Genomic DNA, 16,723 nt, shown 5'->3' on the forward strand with positions numbered 1-16,723 from the left:
ACTTGGTAGCGGCGTGCCAGGGAGGTGACGCTTTCCTTCCCCTGCGTGTAGGCCAGCCAAATGGCTTGGCGGTGGTGAGGGGTGAGACGGGTGTTTTTGTGCATGTTCATGTTTCAGTATTCTCCTAGAAATACTGTAAACAACGCTACTAGTTTCTACAGATAAGATAAAAGGCCGTCTGAAATGTTTCAGACGGCCTTTTTGTATTTTGTTAATCCAGAGAAGGCAGGAGTTTGTCCGGATTCATAATGCCATAAGGGTCAAGCTGATTTTTAATGGCATGCATCAGAACGAGTTCGGCCTGCGTACGCACACGGGGCAGCCAATGTTTTTTGATGATGCCTACGCCGTGTTCGGCGGCAATCGTGCCGTGGCAGGCAAGGATGTTTTCATAAACAATGGTATTGACGGCGTCTTCGTATTGGTAGGCTTCGTTGCTCAATACGTTGGGCAAAAACGTATTGTAATGCAGGCTGCCGTCGCCTAAATGCCCGAAACAGACAATCTGTATGCCGGGAAAGCGGGTTTCCAAGGCAGGGGCGCATTGGCGGACAAAGGCGGCTACTTGGGCGATAGGGACGGCGATGTCGTGTTTGATGCTGGTGCCGAGTTTGCGTTGGGAAGCGGAAATATTTTCACGCAAGGTCCATAAGTCGGAGCGCGCTTGCTCGGATTGCGCTAAGATGCTGTTTTCCCATCCGTTTTGATAGAGAAATTCGGCAAGCTTTTCATCCAGTCCGGCATCGGGCATGGAGTCTGCAAGTTCAATCAAAATATGCCATTCCGCATCGGCAGGCTTTTTGAGTTGGCTAAATTCCGAAGATAAATCGAGGGCAAAGCGGCTGATTAGCTCGAAGCTGGTCAAGCGCTCGGCAAAATGACCTTGCACCGCAGTCAAAAGTGAGACGGCGGATTCAATATCGTCTAAACCTACCCATGCGGTCGCTTTGGTTTTGGGCTGGGCAAAGAGTTTGAGTGTGGCGGCGGTAATGATGCCCAATGTTCCTTCGCTGCCGATAAAAAGATGGCGCAAGTCGTAGCCGGTCGTGTTTTTGTGCAGGGGCTGAAGGTGGGAAACCAGTTCGCCATTTGGTAAAACGACTTCCAACCCCAATACCAAATCACGCATGCTGCCGTAACGCAAGACATTCAAACCGCCGGCATTACAGGCGATATTGCCGCCGATTTGGCAAGAGCCTTCGCTGGCTAGGCTGAGCGGAAACAGTCGTCCGGCTTCAGCTGCCGCCTTTTGAGCATTCTGCAAAATCACGCCTGCTTCAACCGTCATGCTGTTGTCGGCAAGGTTGATATCGCGGATACGGTTGAGTTTAGACAGGTTAAGCAGTACGCCGGTCGTAGTTACTGCAGCACCGCATAATCCGGTATTGCCGCCTTGCGGGGTTACGCGGATGCGGTTTTCAAAACAGAAACGCATGATTTTCTGCACGCTCTCGACGGAGTTCGGCTGTAAGACAATATCCGGCGAAGAAACAAAACGACGGCGTTGGTCGTTTAACAAGGCCGGAGTGGCTTCGATGATTTCAGAGGCGGAAAGAAACTCAGCAAAACGGTCGTGAAGGTGCATGGCAGTCAGGCGGAAAAGTCGGGAAGGGGAGTGTGAGAAATGTAAAAAAGCAGGATACACAATGGTATCCTGCTTTTCTTATATTCAAAAGAATATTATTTAGCAGCTTCAGAAGCAGCAGCTTCAGTAGCAGATGCAGCGGCTTCAGTAGCAGATGCAGCAGCTTCAGTAGCAGAAGCAGCGGCTTCAGTAGCTTCGGTAGCAGCAGAAGCAGCGGCTTCAGTAGCAGATGCAGCAGCTTCAGTAGCAGAAGCAGCGGCTTCAGAAGCAGCAGAAGCGGCAGTTTCAGCAGCTTTATCAGCACCGCCACAAGCGGCCAAAGCTAAAGACAACAAAGCAGCAGCGAACAGAGATTTTTTCATTTTTGAGGACCTTTTTAAATCGATTTAAACATTTAAACTAAAAATAGCCGTCAAACGGCCTGTACAGTAGAAATTCATTGCTGAATTTTCGTTATTATGCCCCACGGGGTGGGCCAATGCAACGTTGCTTAACCGTTTGCGGATTAAAATCAATACAAAATTAGCGAAAATAATGTAAATCAGGGAGGCAGGTAAAAAATCATCTAAAAATATTCATAATTAATGAACTTTTAAAAAGTCGTTTATATTCAATAATTTGATTATTTTTAACTGTTGTTGGTTTTAAGGATTTAGAATGTTTTTGCGTTTGGGGAATTTTTTGTAATTTAGCAACTTTGTGTTGTGAAAAAGCAACTTTTATGGGTTGGAATCATTCAATTTGGTTTTTTATATGGGCTTTTTTGGTTTTGTTGTGTTTGCCAAAAGTATTTGTTTAAGGTAAACCGATTGTTTAGTTACAGCTGTGATAGAATAGCCTGAACTTGACTTTTAAATATTGATTAAGGACGACATGATGTCTATTGTTAAAAATTCCGTAGTTTCGCTGCATTATGAAATGTACGATGCAAACAACCAGCTGTTGGACAAAACTGAAGAGCCGATTGCTTACCTGCATGGCGGTTATGACGGTATTTTCCCTTTGGTGGAAGAAGCGTTGCACGGCAAAAATGTAGGCGATACCGTTGAAGTGGCTTTGTCGCCTGATGATGCTTTCGGCGAACAAGATCCTGAGCTGGTGCGTATTGAAGATGTAAGCGTATTTCCTGTTGAAGTTGAAGTCGGCATGATGTTTGAAGCTGATGACCCGGAAACAGGCGATGTATTGATTTATCGCGTAACCGATGTTGCCGACGGTAAAGCCGTAGTGGATGGTAACCATCCTTTGGCCGGTATGAAAGTATTGTTCAAAGCGACTGTTGAAGGTGTGCGCGATGCGACTGAGGAAGAAATTGCCCACGGTCACGTACATGGCCCGCACGGTCATCACCACCACTAATCAGGCTTGAAGCATGATAAAGGCCGTCTGAAAAGGAATGAAACCTTCCTTTTCAGACGGCCTTTAAGTTTTTATAAGACAGATAAATAGGAAATTTTGGCGCAGGTCAAATCAAACAGGGAAATATGGATTTTGTTAGAGACTACAATGAATTACATGTAACGGTGCGACAAAATCTATATTAAGATTCAGATATTGGTAAAACAGGCAGAGTGCAATGAGTGAAACATTGGAGCGGCAGGCTGTAGCGGCCGGTATTGATTTAGGCTACCACGACATCAACGGTACATATCATGCGACCAAACCTGAAGTTTTGGAATCGATCGTTGCTGTTTTGGACAAAAGCAAACCGGATTCAGACGACCTTTATCTGAATACGATGGTCGTGCATGAAAACGGCGAAGAATCTTTACAGATGCTGTCTGAATTTCATGGTGCGGAAGCGGTCGTATTGATTGATGAGGCGGATGAGTGTCAGAGCTTGACTTTATATCCGGGCGACAACGATACGCTTTGGATTAAGCTGCCCCAGCTGGCTTGCGGTTATTACACTTTGTCGGCCGAGACCGGCGGCAAATGTTGCCTTGTACGCCTGATTGTTGCGCCTGAATCGGTTTATCAGCCTAAACTGCTTGCCAATGGCGGACGGATGAATGGTTTGACCATGCATTTGTACAGCCTGCGTTCCGAGCGTAACTGGGGCATAGGTGACTTTACCGATTTATTGAACCTGATGAAATATGCGGCGGAGAAAAAGCTGGATTTTGTCGGTATCAACCCTTTGCACGCCTTGTTTACCAGCAAGCCTGCCTTTGCCAGCCCGTATAGCCCTTCTTCGCGCGAATGGCTTAATCCGATTTACTTGGATATCGAGAAAGTCGGTGCGTTTACTTATAACGAGCAACTGAAAAACTGGTTGGCACAACCGAAAATCCGTCAGCGCATTGCTGCTTTGCGTGTTACGGAAACGGTGACTTATACGGCGGTTTGGGCATGCAAGCGTGATGCGCTGCATATGGCGTTTAATGCGTTTGAACAAGATACTTGTGAAGCTGCGGCAAATGAACGCGCTGCATTTGAAGCATTTGTATTAGAAAAAGGCAAGGCTTTGCAAGGCTTCGGTTTGTTTGAGGCTTTGGACCAGTATTACAGCCGTCCCGGACAAGTGGGTTGGCAGTCGTGGCCGTCTGAATTTCATCAGTCTGATGGCGAAGCAGTAGAAAAATTCGCGCGCAGTCATGAACGTGAAATCCGTTTTTATATGTGGCTGCAATGGCTTTGCGCGGAGCAGTTGCAAGAAGTCAACAAAGCTGCTGCCGAATACGGTGTCAAACTCGGTATTTACGGCGATTTAGCGGTCGGCGTGGCGCGAGGCAGCGCGGATACTTGGTTAAACCGCCAAGATTATTGTATGGACGTATCGGTCGGTGCGCCACCCGATCCTTTAGGGCCAACAGGGCAGAATTGGAATTTGCCGCCGCTTAATCCGTCGATGTTGAAATATACGGGCTATGAAAAGTTTGCCCATTTGTTGCGCGAAAACATGCGGCTGTATGGCGTGTTGCGGATTGACCATGTGATGGCATTGTGTCGTTTGTGGTGGGTTTTAAACGATAAAACAGCGGATTTCGGTGCATACGTGCATTACGACGCCGAAGTGACTTTCGCCATATTGGCTTTGGAAAGCCAGCGCAACCGTTGCGTCATCATCGGCGAGGATTTGGGAACGGTACCCGATCAAGCGCGTTATCTGCTTAACCGCTATCAAGTGTTCTCCTACAAAGTGATGTATTTCAGCAAGGGCTGGAACGGTTTCCAACTGCCTGAAGAATACCCTGAGCAGGCGATTACGGTCATCAGTACCCACGATGTCGCGCCGCTGGCAGGTTATTGGATGGGCAAAGATTTGGATACGATGTTCAAACTCGGTACTTTGCCTGATGCAGCCGCTTTTCAGACGGCCTTGGATGAGCGCGAACACGATAAAGCCGATTTGCTGGACAAATTGAAATATACCGGCTGTCTGGGTGCAGACGTGCAAATGCCGGCAAAAGCCGATGAAACTTTGCTGGCGGCTTTGCACAAATACGGCGCATTGAGCCGCAGCAAGCTTTACGCCGTACAACTGGAAAACCTGCTGGGCGTCATTGACAATTTGAATGTCCCCGGCGTGCCGGACGGTTATCCGAACTGGGCGCAAAAAATGCCGGTTTCTTTGGAAGATTTCCTACAACACCGCCTCATGGGCGGCCAACTTGCCATTATTGACGAGGTACGCATGAAAACAAACAGCTAAATCAAGGCTTATCATGAACTTGACCAAATCGAGCGCGATACGGTCGAAAGCCTGTTTCTTGCCACCCACAGCGACTTGTTCGCTTATCTGGGACGACACCGCCTTGCAGAGGGCGATGAAGTAGTGCGCGTTTTGATTCCCGGCGCAGTAAGCGTGGATATTGTGAACCGCCGCAGCGGCGAACTCATCGTGCCGTCTGAAAAAATTGATGAACGCGGTTTCTTTGTGGCTGTTTTGCCCGATGATGCACCCGATTACGCTTTGAGTATCCGTTATACCGAAGACTCCGAGCCTGTGATTGAAGAAGACCCTTATCATTTCAGCTCTGCGTTGCAAGACATGGATTCCTGGCTGTTGGCCGAAGGCAAGCACCTGCGTCCTTATGAGACTTTAGGCGCGCATTTTGCCGAGTTGGACGGCGTGAAGGGCGTACACTTTGCCGTATGGGCGCCAAATGCGCAACGCGTTTCCGTTATCGGCGAATTCAATAACTGGGACGGCCGCCGCCATGTGATGCGTTTCCACCGCGACAACGGCATTTGGGACATCTTTATTCCGGCAGTCAAACTCAACGCCCTCTACAAATTTGAAATCCGCAATGCCAACGGCGATGTGCGGCAAAAAACCGACCCGTATGCCTTCGGCGCAGAGTTGCGTCCGAATACCGCGTCTGTCGTGCGCGGTTTGCCGGAAAAAGTGGATACACCCGACTTCCGCGCCCGCGCCAACGCCATTGACGCGCCCATCAGCATTTATGAGGTGCATTTGGGTTCATGGAAACGCAATCCCGAAAACAACTTCTGGCTGACTTACGAAGAGCTGGCCAAAGAATTGGTGGCATACGTCAAAGACATGGGCTTCACCCATATCGAATTCCTACCCGTTTCCGAATATCCTTTTGACGGCTCGTGGGGCTATCAGGCGACCGGATTGTATGTGCCGACCAGCCGTTTCGGTTCGCCCGACGAATTGCGCGCCCTGATTAAAGCCGCCCACGACGAAGGCATCGGCGTCATCCTCGACTGGGTGGTCGGACACTTCCCGACCGACGACCATGGGCTTGCCAAGTTTGACGGTACCGCGCTGTACGAACACGCCGACCCGCGCGAAGGTTACCATCAAGACTGGAACACCCTGATTTACAACTTCGGCAGGAACGAAGTCAAAAACTTCCTGCAAGGCAATGCCTTGTATTGGATAGAGCGTTTCGGTTTTGACGGTATCCGCGTGGACGCCGTCGCCTCCATGATTTACCGCAAAGACGGCGAGTGGATTCCGAACCAATACGGCGGCCATGAAAACCTTGAAGCCATCGCTTTCCTGCGCGATACCAACACCATGTTGAAAGAGGAAGTTCCGGCAGCGACTGAAATCGCCGAAGAATCTACTTCGTTTGCCAATGTGACCCGCCAAGAAGGTTTGAACTTCAGCTTCAAATGGAATATGGGCTGGATGAACGATACTTTGCGTTACATGATGGAAGACCCCATCAACCGCAAATACCACCACAACAAAATGACCTTCGGCATGATGTACCAGTACAGCGAAAACTTTGTCCTGCCGCTTTCACACGATGAAGTCGTGCACGGCAAACGCTCGCTGCTCGGACGTATGCCCGGCGACTGCTGGCAACAATTTGCCAACCTGCGCGCTTACTACGGCTTTATGTACGGCTTCCCCGGCAAAAAACTCTTGTTTATGGGCAGCGAGTTTGCACAAGGCCGAGAGTGGAACTACAACGAAGGACTGGATTGGTTCCTGCTGGAGCAAGAGGGTGGCTGGCACAAAGGCGTACAAGACTTCGTACGCGAGTTGAACTATGTCTATAAAGACACTGCGCCGCTTTACCAACTGGACCAATGGCCTGAAGGCTTTGAATGGCTGGTTGCCGATGATGGCGACAATTCCGTATTCGTCTTCGAGCGCCGCGACCGCGAAGGCAACCGCGTTATCGTGATCAGCAACTTCACGCCTGTGGTGCGCGAAGGCTACCGTTTCGGTGTGAATTCTGTCGGCGAATATCGCGAAATCCTCAATTCAGACGACCTGCATTACAAAGGCAGCGGCGTTTCTGCCGGCGCAACGGTGGAGACAGAAGAAGTTTGGTCGCATGGCAAACCAAATTCCCTGTCTGTTACCGTACCGCCGTTGGCAACCGTTTACCTGTATCAGGCGGCAGTCAAAGACGAAGCGTAAATCAACTTTGAGGGTGGGCATCATGCCTGCCTACTGAGCTGAAAATTAAAAGATAGTGATATCAATATGACTCAAGGCCGTCTGAAAATTGAACTGCACCCCAAAAGTTGGACATCCCCCCCTCCAACTCACAAGGTGCAGTTTTTTTTATGAGCAAATATACATTACACTTCAAATACCAAGCCGTACTCCACTACCTGCACATACGCAGCCAACAGCGTACTGCAGACCACTACGGCATCTCACGAACCCACCTGCGACGATGGATACACGCCTATCAGGAAGGCGGTATCAGCGCACTCGAACATCCCCAATCCAAAACCATGCCCCAACACCGCAAAAACCCCTTCATCGCCGACAAACCCGACCACGAAAAAACACAGGCAGAGCTTATCGAAGAGTTGTGCTATATGCGCGCAAAGGTTGCCTACCTAAAGGAGTTAAAAGCCCTCAGCCAAAAGCAGACCGAAAAGAACAAAGCCAAACCGTCCAAACACTGAGGGCGCAACACCCGCTCAAATACCTGCTACACATCGCAAACCTGCCCAAAAGCAGCTTTTACTACCACCACCAAGACCGTCCCGACCCCGATGAAGCCGACAAAGCCCTTATCGCCGAAATCTACGAACGGCATAAAGGGCGATACGGACAAAGGCGCATTGCCGCAGCATTGGATTGGAACCGCAAAAAAGCAGCTCGGTTGATGAAACAGATGGGGCTGAAAGCCAAAATACGGGCGAAAAAAGCCTACCGCCATCCCGCCATGGGCGAGATATCGGAACACCTCCTCAAACGCCTGTTCACAGCCCAAAAGCCCAACGAAAAATGGCTGACAGACGTGACCGAACTCAAAGGAAAGGACGGCAAACTGTACCTCTCACCGATATTGGACCTGTTCAACCGGGAAATCGTCGCCTACGCCATGAGCCGCAGAGCCGACAGTGAAATGGTGAAGGAAATGCTCGAAAAAGCCGCCCCCCGGCTGACCAGCAAAGGAACGATGCTTCATTCCGACCAAGGTGTGCTGTACCGTACGGCGGGGTATAGGGAATTGCTTGCCCAACATTCCATGGTTCAAAGCATGTCGCGAAAGGCGAATTTTTGGGACAATGCACCGATGGAGAGCTTCTTTGCGGTGTTGAAGACGGAGTGTTTCTACCGTGCAGGAGAATTGACGGTGGACGAATTGATGAAACAGATAGATGACTATATGGATTACTACAACCGGGAGCGTTGCAGTTTGAAATTGAAAAAGCTGAGTCCTGTCGCATACAGAACCCAGCTTACACAGAGCGCCTGAATAGGCTTTTATGAGTGTCCAAGATTTGGGGGCCAGTTCACATATTTCAGACGGCCTTTTTGGGTTTGAAATCAATACATCTGATTATTTTTGATGCAGATTATAAACGTATTCCACTTCTTCGCGGCTGCCCATGAATACGGCAACACGTTGGTGCAGGCCGGTAGGTTGGATGTCGAGCATGGCTTCGATGGCGTTGTTTGATGCGCCGCCGGCTTGTTCCATAAGCAGGCTCATCGGGTTGGCTTCGTACATCAGGCGCAGTTTGCCCGGTTTGGATGGATCGCGTTTGTCTTGCGGATACATGAATACGCCGCCACGCATCAGGATGCGGTGGATTTCGGCAACCATGCTGGCTACCCAGCGCATATTGTAGTTTTTGCCGCGTACGCCGGTTTCGCCTGCCAGCAATTCGTCAATGTATTGTTGAACAGGGGCGAACCAATGTCTTTGGTTGGACATATTGATGGCAAATTCTTTAGTGGACTCCGGAACGCGCGGATTTTCTTTAGTCAGCAGGAATTGGTTGGCATCGTCCAGAGTGAAGACGAATACGCCGTGACCGACAGTTAGTACCAGTTGGGTTTGCGGACCATATAAAACATAACCTGCGGCTACTTGGTCGCGGCCTTTTTGTAGGAAGGATTCGGTAGTCAATGCGCCTTCAGGTTTTGCCAAAATGGAGAAAATGGTGCCGACGGAGATGTTGACGTCGATATTGGAAGAGCCGTCCAGCGGATCAAACAATACCAAATAGCCGCCGTTTTCGTGCGTGACGACATAGGTGTCTTCTTCTTCGCTGGCAAGGCCTGCGATGTTGGCATTGGCTTTTAAAACATCAATCATGATGTTGTTGGCGATGACGTCAAGTTTCTTTTGATCTTCGCCTTGGATGTTGCCGGTACCTGCCATGCCCAAAACGCCGGAAAGCGCGCCGAGGCGGACTTTGGCGTTGATGTCCAAACAGGCGGCGGCTACGGATTCCAATACGCTTGCCAGCTCTTGCGGCAGTTTGTGTTCGGGCAGGTGTTGGGCTAAGAATTGGTTCAATGTATTCACGGTTTCACTCTTTTCCTAAGTTTAAATCGGGTATTTTTCAATTTCAGGCCGTCTGAAAACGGCGTGTTCATTTGGTTTTGCTGTCGGCCATGCCTAAAACTTCTTTAGTGCAGGCGATGCTGGTGTCTTTGATGCGTTTTTTCAGCTCGTCGCTCATGGAGTCGCTGCCGCCCAAAAGCGAGGCCGCTTCTTCAGGATTGATTTGGTCGACTGTTTTTTCACCGATGCAGCGGCAGATTTTTTCAGTAGTCGCGGAATCAAACGGGCTTTTTCCTGCAGCTTTTTCTACGCAGGCTTCGGTTGCCGAGCGGACAAATTCGGTGCGGAAACTTTGGGTAAATTCTTCTTTAAATTCGTTTTTTACTGATTCGCTGCACGCGCAAAGCAGGAGCGTGCAGGCTAGGGGTGTGCGTATATTCATGAGGGACAGCCGTTAATTGTTATGTTGTGAATTGTAGTGGAAAAAGGCTTAAGTATAAAGGGTTAAGGCCGTCTGAACGGGTATGGCGGCAAAATTGAAGCGTTTGGATATACGTTCAGACGGCAGCGTTTATTTCGTTTTGCTTTCCAATACATAATGCGCGCCGGCATCTTGCGCCAAAATTTTGGAAAGTTCGGGCAGATTGTTTTGCAACTGTTCGGCAAGCATATAGGGCGGATTGATGACGAACATGCCGCTGCCGTGCATACCGAATCCATCACTGTGCGGCGTATGGACATGAAGCTCGGCGTGCAGATAATTGTCGGGAGCGATTTTTTTGAGTTCGTCCGGCAGTTTGCGGCTTTCTTCACGGCTCAGGCAGGGATACCAAACCATGTAGCAGCCGGTTTCAAAGCGTTTTAAAGCATCTTTCAAAACTTGGACGACACGGCGGTAGTCTTGTTTTTCTTCGTAGGGCGGATCAATCAAGACCGCGGCGCGGCGCGGCGGAGGAGGCAGTAATGAAATCAAGCCCTGATAACCGTCCGCTTGACTGACCTGTACTTTACGCGCAGGACGGACTTCACGCATATTGTTTTGCAAATGGACAAAATCAGCAGGGTGCAGCTCAAAGAGGCGCATTTTGTCGCTATCGCGCGTGAGTGCCTGTGCCAGCCAAGGCGAGCCGCAGTAAAGGTTGTCTCGCGGCAGTATTTGTTTCAGACGGCCCACAAATTCGGCCAATTCGGCAGGCAGCTTGTCAGCTTGTTCCAAGAGCGCAATGCCTTGTTTGTATTCGCCGACTTTTTGCGCTTCATCGCCGCTCAAATCATACAAACCGGCACCGCTGTGCGTATCGATATACCAATAGGGCTTGTCTTTGCGGTTGAAATATTCGAGGACGAGGAAGAGGATAAAGTGCTTGAGTATATCGGCATGGTTGCCGGCATGGAAGGCGTGGCGGTAGCTGAGCATGATCGGGCTGCGGAAATAAAAATCCGATTATACCCCAAACCATCGCCATCACCGCTTTCAGACGGCCTTTGTGCCTGGAAAATGCTACAATATCCGCCTTATCGTACCATCGGAAAGAAGACATCATGTTTACAGGCATCGTACAAGGCATGGGCAAAATTACAGACATCGCCCAACCTTCGCCCGACTTTCGTACCCACACTGTCGAGCTGCCCCCCGAAATCGCCGACAATCTGCAAACCGGCGCCTCTGTTGCCAACAACGGCTGCTGCCTGACCATCACCCGAATCGACGGCAACAAAGTCAGCTTTGATTTGATGGACGAAACCTTACGCAAAACCAATCTTGGCAGCTTGAAAGTCGGCGACAGCGTCAATTTAGAACGCGCGGCACGGTTTGGCGACGAAATCGGCGGTCATGTGATGAGCGGCCATGTGATGGCGGTTACCCGAATTTCCCGTATCGAGTCCAGCGAGTTCAACCGCACAGTTTGGTTTGAGCTGCCGGAAAACCTCAAGCCTTATATCCTGACCAAAGGCTTTGTCGGTTTGGACGGTTGCAGCCTGACCATAGGCGAAGTCAGCGACAGCGAATTTTGCGTACACCTGATTCCGGAGACTTTGGAGCGTACCCTGTTTGGCAGCCGCAAAGAAGGCGACCTCATCAATATCGAAATCGATCCGCAAACCCAAGCCGTTGTCGATACCGTGATGCGTGTATTGGCACAAAAGGCCGTCTGAAAAAAGAAAGCCGAAATGAAATTATCCAATTTTTTGAAAAAAGCCAATTCCGTTTTAAACCGTCTGGATTTAATCCTGCCTGATGAAGCCGGTAAAACCGACTGGCGCGCTTTGGCCTACCGTTGGCACAGCGTGGGCAAAAAAGGTATTTTGGAAAGCCTGCCGCGTCCGCATACGTTTCCTTTGAGCAGATTGGCGGCTGTCGGTTCGCAAACCGATAGGCTGAAACGCAATACCGAGCAATTTTTGGCAGGCCGTCCGGCAAATAATGTCTTGATGACCGGTGCGCGCGGTACGGGCAAATCCTCCTTGGTTAAAGCGTTGTTGCACGAATACGCCGAGCGCGGCTTGCGACTGATTGAAGTGGACAAAAGCGATTTGATCAGCTTGCCGGCTTTGTTGACGCTGTTGTCTGAGCGCCCCGAGAAATTTATCGTTTTCTGCGATGATTTGTCGTTTGAAACCGGTGATGAAACCTATAAAGCCTTGAAAACGGCTTTAGACGGCGGACTGTCGCAACGTTGCACCAATGTTTTGGTTTATGCCACTTCCAACCGCCGTCATTTAATTCCCGAATACATGGATGAAAACGGCGGTACTACGGGCATTCGCGGAGAAATCCATCAGAAAGAGGCCGTCGAGGAGAAAATTTCCCTTTCCGACCGCTTCGGCTTATGGCTGAGTTTTTATCCTTTCGATCAAAACGATTATTTGACCGCCGTAGCCAACTGGTTGGACGATTTCAATGTGCCTTTTGACGATACGGCGCGCCAAGCCGCGTTGCAATGGGCGCAAATGCGCGGCAGCCGTTCAGGCCGTTCGGCATGGCAGTTTGCCTGCGACTGGGCAGGCCGGTTGCCGGAAGAAAGAGTGCTGGATTAAGGTTGAAAAAACAAAGGCCGTCTGAATATGGTTTCAGACGGCCTTTCTGTATTTTTATTGATTTATTAGCGCAAGCATGAAGACAACCATTGCTGGCGTTGGCGCGGATTGAGCAGATGATAGAAGCGGTATTGGATTTCCATTTCATCCACCGCATAGTCCATGCTGGAGAGGTAGCGGTTTTCAACATAATCACGGGCGGCGTTTGAGTCGAATGAGTCGCCGGAGAGGATTTTGATGATGGTTTGACGGCGGTTGCGGTCGGAGCGTACGGTTTTACGGTAGGCTTTATCGTTGATTTGTTTGAAGTCGGTACGCAGGCGGCGCAGGGCGGCGTGTTGGTCGGCGGATAAATTGAGCTGTCGGATGTCGCAATTCGGGTGGAAGTCGTTCAAAGTGGCCAGAAACGGATCGGCATGTGCAGGCAGACTGGAACAGAGTAGGGCGAGTGCTAAGAAAATAAAAGTCGGATAGCGGGAAAGTGCAACAGACACGGTGTTTTCCTAATGTTTCATCAGGTTTGGAAATATAACCGATAAGCGTGTGAAAGGCAGTATCAATGCAGTTAACTTTTGTTAATGATGTTAGATTTTTTTGCACATATATGTAATCTAATAATTTATTTTCAAAGCCTTACTATGTGATTATAAGTTTCATTAATGTATATGAAATGTAAATTCATAAAAATGACGGCAGAGATATTGTCGGCAGCATACAACATAGGGTTAAAAATGCGATAATGACAAAGGAACACACTTTAGGAGAATAAACATGGCCGACTACCGTATTGCACCCAGTATTTTGTCCGCTGATTTTGCCCGTTTGGGCGAAGAGGTTGCCGAAGTGATCCGCGCCGGTGCGGATTTGATTCATTTTGACGTGATGGACAATCATTATGTGCCGAATCTGACTTTCGGCCCTATGGTTTGCGCGGCTTTGAAACCGTATGCAACCGTGCCGGTCGATGTGCATTTGATGGTTGAGCCGGTGGACGATTTGATTCATGCGTTTGCCAAAGCCGGTGCCAATATCATTACTTTCCATCCGGAAGCCAGCCGCCATGTCGACCGCAGCTTGGGTTTGATTAAAGAATACGGCTGTCAGGCAGGTTTGGTATTGAATCCTGCTACGCCGGCCAATATTCTGGAAAACGTTTTGGACAAACTGGATATGGTTTTGCTGATGTCGGTCAACCCGGGCTTTGGCGGACAAAGCTTTATCCCGAATACGCTGGTGAAAATCCGCAAAGTGCGCGAGATGTTGGACGAGTATGAACGGCAAAGTGGCCGCCATATCGCATTGGAAGTCGATGGCGGCGTGAAGACAGACAATATTGCTGAAATTGCGGCGGCAGGTGCGGATACGTTTGTGGCCGGTTCGGCGATTTTTGGCAAACCGGATTACAAAGCCGTTATCGATGAAATGCGTCAACAGTTGGCGCAAGTCGGATAACTAAGCCGGGATATTCTTGGTTTCCAAACTTTAAATAATCAATGTTTAATATTAAAGGCCGTCTGAAATGATTTTCAGACGGCCTTTTTTTAGCCTAAACCCTTACAGCGGCCATTTCAATGCTGGATTGCTTTCAATGACTGCTTTGAATTGGTTTTGAATACGCTCAATCGCTTCTTGCGTATCCGCTTCAAAGCGCAATACCAAAATCGGCGTGGTATTGGAAGCACGCATCAGGCCGAAGCCGTCAGGGAATTCAATGCGCAAGCCGTCGATGGTGATGATTTCGGTTGCACCTTCAAACTTGGCATTGGCAGCCAGCTCTTCAATCACTTTGTGGCCGTTGCTGCCTTCAGGCAGGTCGATGTTGAGTTCCGGAGTGGAAATGCTTTGCGGCAGCTTGTTCAACACTTCGGATGGATTGTCGAAGGCAGACAGGATTTCCAAGAGGCGTGCGCCGGCATACATACCGTCGTCGAAGCCGAACCAGCGTTCTTTAAAGAAAACGTGGCCGCTCATTTCGCCGGCAACCAGTGCGCCGGTTTTTTTCATGGTGGATTTGATGAAGCTGTGGCCGGTTTTTTCCATTACAGGTTCGCCGCCGTGTTCTTTAATCCAAGGCGCGAGCAGACGGGTGGATTTGACGTCGAAAATCACTTTGGCTTTAGGATTGCGGCTCAACACGTCTTGCGCGAAAAGCATCAGTTGGCGGTCTGGATAGATGATGTTGCCGTCTTTGGTGACTACGCCCAAGCGGTCGGCATCGCCGTCAAATGCCAAGCCGATTTCGGCATCGCTGTTTTTAAGCTCGACGATGAGGTCTTGCAGGTTTTTCGGTTTGGACGGATCAGGGTGGTGATTAGGGAAATTGCCGTCCACTTCGCAGAAAAGTTCGGTCACTTCATTGCCCAAACCTTTGTAGAGTTTGCCTGCAAATGCGCCGCCGACACCGTTGCCCGCGTCAATCACGATTTTCATCGGGCGTTTGAGCTTGATGTGGCCGACGATGTTGTTGTGGTATTCGCCGGAGATGTCTTTTTCGATTACGCTGCCTTTTTTGTCGGAGGCAACCAGTTTGTCGGCTTCAATCAGGGCGAGCAGTTCTTGGATGGCTTCGCCTGCGAGGGTGTCGCCGCCGAGCATCATTTTGAAACCGTTGTAATCGGGCGGGTTGTGGCTGCCGGTAATCATCACGCCGCTGCCGCCGCATTCGTTGATGGCGGCGAAATAAAGCATGGGGGTGGCGACCATGCCGACATTGAGGACGTCGATGCCGCTGTCGGTAAAGCCGCGTTGGATGTGTTCCATCAGTTCGGGACCGCTCAAGCGTCCGTCGCGGCCGAGTGCGATGCGGGTAATGCCTTTTTCTAAGGCTTTGGTGGCAATGGCTTTACCGATTAAGTAGGCAGCTTCGGCAGTCAGGGTTTTACCGACGATGCCCCGGATGTCGTAGGCTTTAAAAATGTCGCGGGCGATATTTGCCATGTGGATTTCCTTTAAATTTAAGGGGAAATAATGGGGCTTATTTTAACACGGCTAAAAGGCCGTCTGAAGCATTCAGACGGCCTTTTGTCGTTACATCAAAGAACAGTGTTGCTTGGTCGAATCAATTGTTGAAAGTGTTGCACTGGTTGATGCCGCCGCTTTCCAAACCACGCTTGAGCCAAGTCATGCGTTCTTCAGACGAGCCATGGGTAAAGCTGTCGGGAACGACATAGCCCTGAGCTTGTTTCTGCAAGCGGTCGTCGCCGACGGATTCGGCGGCAAGCATCGCTTTTTTAATGTCTTCGGCTTTGAAGATATTGTTGTTGACGGCGTAGTGTCCCCAAATACCGGCGAAACAGTCGGCCTGCAATTCGAGTTTGACGGAAAGGGCATTGGCCTCTTTCTTGCCGACTTGCTGCTGCATTTTGTGGACTTTAGGCAGGATGCCGAGCAGGTTTTGAACGTGATGGCCGACTTCGTGGGCAATAACGTAGGCAAATGCAGCATCGCTGGCGGATTTGAGCTTGGTGCGCATGTCTTCATAGAAGCTCAAATCCAAATAAACTTTTTGGTCGCCCGGGCAGTAAAACGGACCCATGGCAGACTGGCCCGTACCACAGGCAGTGGATGTACCGCCTTCATATAACACCATGGTCGTCGGTCTATAGTTTTGACCGTGTTGTTGAAAGTATTTGCCCCATGCTTTTTCCGTATCGGCAAGGACGACACGGGACAGTTCGTTCAATTCGGCTTCTTGTTGGCTGTCGAGTCGGGTAGCTTGCTGGGTAGGAATGCCCATCGAAGATGAGCCGCCAACCAAACCGCTTAAATCCACGCCGTAATATGCACCGACCAAAACCACGATAATGCCGAGTATGCCCGGCGTTTTGCCGCCGCCGCCACGGCTTCCGCGGCGATCTTCGACGTTTTGGCTTTGTTCACGACCTTTCCAATCCATAATGTGTATCCTATG

At 49.8% G+C, this 16,723-nt stretch carries 14 protein-coding genes and 2 pseudogenes; 7 read left to right on the forward strand and 9 right to left on the reverse strand.

Going from position 1 to position 16,723, the window contains the following annotated elements; all coding sequences use genetic code 11:
* From ACTHTA_RS03995 to ACTHTA_RS04005, 3 genes and pseudogenes are all read right to left on the reverse strand, one after another.
* Nucleotides 1-110 (reverse strand): annotated as a pseudogene (locus ACTHTA_RS03995) (IS481 family transposase); the annotation flags it as partial.
* Nucleotides 111-211: 101 nt separating this feature from the next.
* Nucleotides 212-1,585 carry an FAD-binding oxidoreductase gene (locus ACTHTA_RS04000; protein ID WP_308888480.1) on the reverse strand — a complete coding sequence of 458 codons (1,374 nt, stop codon included), beginning with the start codon at nt 1,583-1,585 and terminating at the stop codon, nt 212-214.
* A gap of 95 nt (nt 1,586-1,680) precedes the next feature.
* Entirely contained in the window at nt 1,681-1,947 is a 267-nt protein-coding gene (locus ACTHTA_RS04005) for a hypothetical protein (RefSeq protein WP_003683138.1), read from the reverse strand.
* A 514-nt stretch (nt 1,948-2,461) separates the two neighbouring features.
* Between ACTHTA_RS04005 and ACTHTA_RS04010 the strand changes: the two genes are divergently transcribed.
* The 4 genes and pseudogenes from ACTHTA_RS04010 to ACTHTA_RS04025 all read left to right on the forward strand — a co-directional run bounded on the left by ACTHTA_RS04010 (nt 2,462) and on the right by ACTHTA_RS04025 (nt 8,736).
* On the forward strand, nt 2,462-2,944 hold the full coding sequence (locus ACTHTA_RS04010) for an FKBP-type peptidyl-prolyl cis-trans isomerase (protein ID WP_003683125.1): 483 nt from the start codon (nt 2,462-2,464) through the stop codon (nt 2,942-2,944).
* Between the two features lie 217 nt (nt 2,945-3,161).
* Nucleotides 3,162-7,436: pseudogene (gene glgB, locus ACTHTA_RS04015) on the forward strand (1,4-alpha-glucan branching protein GlgB).
* A 149-nt stretch (nt 7,437-7,585) separates the two neighbouring features.
* Entirely contained in the window at nt 7,586-7,936 is a 351-nt protein-coding gene (locus tag ACTHTA_RS04020) for a helix-turn-helix domain-containing protein (RefSeq protein WP_440364390.1), read from the forward strand.
* On the forward strand, nt 7,840-8,736 hold the full coding sequence (locus tag ACTHTA_RS04025) for an IS3 family transposase (protein WP_440364389.1): 897 nt from the start codon (nt 7,840-7,842) through the stop codon (nt 8,734-8,736). Before ACTHTA_RS04020 ends, ACTHTA_RS04025 begins: the two co-directional genes overlap by 97 nt.
* A gap of 84 nt (nt 8,737-8,820) precedes the next feature.
* Here the strand turns inward: ACTHTA_RS04025 and ACTHTA_RS04030 are convergent, their stop codons facing one another.
* The 3 genes from ACTHTA_RS04030 to ACTHTA_RS04040 all read right to left on the reverse strand — a co-directional run bounded on the left by ACTHTA_RS04030 (nt 8,821) and on the right by ACTHTA_RS04040 (nt 11,191).
* Nucleotides 8,821-9,795, reverse strand: coding sequence for a class 1 fructose-bisphosphatase (locus ACTHTA_RS04030; RefSeq protein ID WP_308887221.1), 975 nt, complete (start codon nt 9,793-9,795; stop codon nt 8,821-8,823).
* A 67-nt stretch (nt 9,796-9,862) separates the two neighbouring features.
* Nucleotides 9,863-10,216 (reverse strand): hypothetical protein, encoded by a 354-nt coding sequence (locus ACTHTA_RS04035; protein ID WP_308887223.1) that lies wholly within the window; start codon nt 10,214-10,216, stop codon nt 9,863-9,865.
* 129 nt (nt 10,217-10,345) lie between these two features.
* On the reverse strand, nt 10,346-11,191 hold the full coding sequence (locus ACTHTA_RS04040) for a 23S rRNA (adenine(2030)-N(6))-methyltransferase RlmJ (RefSeq protein ID WP_308887224.1): 846 nt from the start codon (nt 11,189-11,191) through the stop codon (nt 10,346-10,348).
* Between the two features lie 125 nt (nt 11,192-11,316).
* On the opposite strand from ACTHTA_RS04040, the gene ACTHTA_RS04045 reads away from it, so the two are divergent.
* Entirely contained in the window at nt 11,317-11,931 is a 615-nt protein-coding gene (locus ACTHTA_RS04045) for a riboflavin synthase (RefSeq protein WP_003683409.1), read from the forward strand.
* 15 nt (nt 11,932-11,946) lie between these two features.
* The gene (locus ACTHTA_RS04050) at nt 11,947-12,813 is read left to right on the forward strand and encodes an ATP-binding protein (protein ID WP_049329674.1); all 867 of its coding nucleotides are present in this window, start codon (nt 11,947-11,949) and stop codon (nt 12,811-12,813) included.
* Between the two features lie 65 nt (nt 12,814-12,878).
* Here the strand turns inward: ACTHTA_RS04050 and ACTHTA_RS04055 are convergent, their stop codons facing one another.
* The gene (locus tag ACTHTA_RS04055) at nt 12,879-13,307 is read right to left on the reverse strand and encodes a Spy/CpxP family protein refolding chaperone (RefSeq protein ID WP_250600749.1); all 429 of its coding nucleotides are present in this window, start codon (nt 13,305-13,307) and stop codon (nt 12,879-12,881) included.
* 277 nt (nt 13,308-13,584) lie between these two features.
* On the opposite strand from ACTHTA_RS04055, the gene rpe reads away from it, so the two are divergent.
* Complete coding sequence (gene rpe / locus ACTHTA_RS04060; protein ID WP_308887225.1) at nt 13,585-14,265, forward strand: ribulose-phosphate 3-epimerase; 681 nt, start codon at nt 13,585-13,587, stop codon at nt 14,263-14,265.
* Between the two features lie 102 nt (nt 14,266-14,367).
* On the opposite strand, the gene ACTHTA_RS04065 is transcribed toward rpe, so the two are convergent.
* Together ACTHTA_RS04065 and ypfJ are read right to left on the reverse strand one after the other, a co-directional pair.
* Nucleotides 14,368-15,750, reverse strand: a complete 1,383-nt coding sequence (locus ACTHTA_RS04065) for a phosphomannomutase/phosphoglucomutase (protein WP_308887227.1) — start codon at nt 15,748-15,750, stop codon at nt 14,368-14,370.
* Nucleotides 15,751-15,871: 121 nt separating this feature from the next.
* Entirely contained in the window at nt 15,872-16,708 is an 837-nt protein-coding gene (gene ypfJ, locus ACTHTA_RS04070; RefSeq protein ID WP_308887228.1) for a KPN_02809 family neutral zinc metallopeptidase, read from the reverse strand.
* Between the last annotated feature and the right edge of the window lie 15 nt (nt 16,709-16,723).

This window comes from Neisseria sp. P0013.S005 (assembly GCF_051958425.1).
Taxonomy (GTDB): Bacteria; Pseudomonadota; Gammaproteobacteria; order Burkholderiales; family Neisseriaceae; genus Neisseria; species Neisseria subflava.

What these genes read in the sequence shown, in the direction of transcription:
- ACTHTA_RS04000 (WP_308888480.1), bottom strand. Translation starts at nt 1,585, where the DNA reads ATGCACCTTCACGACCGTTTTGCTGAGTTTCTTTCCGCCTCTGAAATC.
- ACTHTA_RS04005 (WP_003683138.1), bottom strand. Translation starts at nt 1,947, where the DNA reads ATGAAAAAATCTCTGTTCGCTGCTGCTTTGTTGTCTTTAGCTTTGGCC.
- ACTHTA_RS04010 (WP_003683125.1), top strand. Translation starts at nt 2,462, where the DNA reads ATGTCTATTGTTAAAAATTCCGTAGTTTCGCTGCATTATGAAATGTAC.
- ACTHTA_RS04020 (WP_440364390.1), top strand. Translation starts at nt 7,586, where the DNA reads ATGAGCAAATATACATTACACTTCAAATACCAAGCCGTACTCCACTAC.
- ACTHTA_RS04035 (WP_308887223.1), bottom strand. Translation starts at nt 10,216, where the DNA reads ATGAATATACGCACACCCCTAGCCTGCACGCTCCTGCTTTGCGCGTGC.
- ACTHTA_RS04040 (WP_308887224.1), bottom strand. Translation starts at nt 11,191, where the DNA reads ATGCTCAGCTACCGCCACGCCTTCCATGCCGGCAACCATGCCGATATA.
- ACTHTA_RS04045 (WP_003683409.1), top strand. Translation starts at nt 11,317, where the DNA reads ATGTTTACAGGCATCGTACAAGGCATGGGCAAAATTACAGACATCGCC.
- ACTHTA_RS04050 (WP_049329674.1), top strand. Translation starts at nt 11,947, where the DNA reads ATGAAATTATCCAATTTTTTGAAAAAAGCCAATTCCGTTTTAAACCGT.
- rpe (WP_308887225.1), top strand. Translation starts at nt 13,585, where the DNA reads ATGGCCGACTACCGTATTGCACCCAGTATTTTGTCCGCTGATTTTGCC.
- ACTHTA_RS04065 (WP_308887227.1), bottom strand. Translation starts at nt 15,750, where the DNA reads ATGGCAAATATCGCCCGCGACATTTTTAAAGCCTACGACATCCGGGGC.
- ypfJ (WP_308887228.1), bottom strand. Translation starts at nt 16,708, where the DNA reads ATGGATTGGAAAGGTCGTGAACAAAGCCAAAACGTCGAAGATCGCCGC.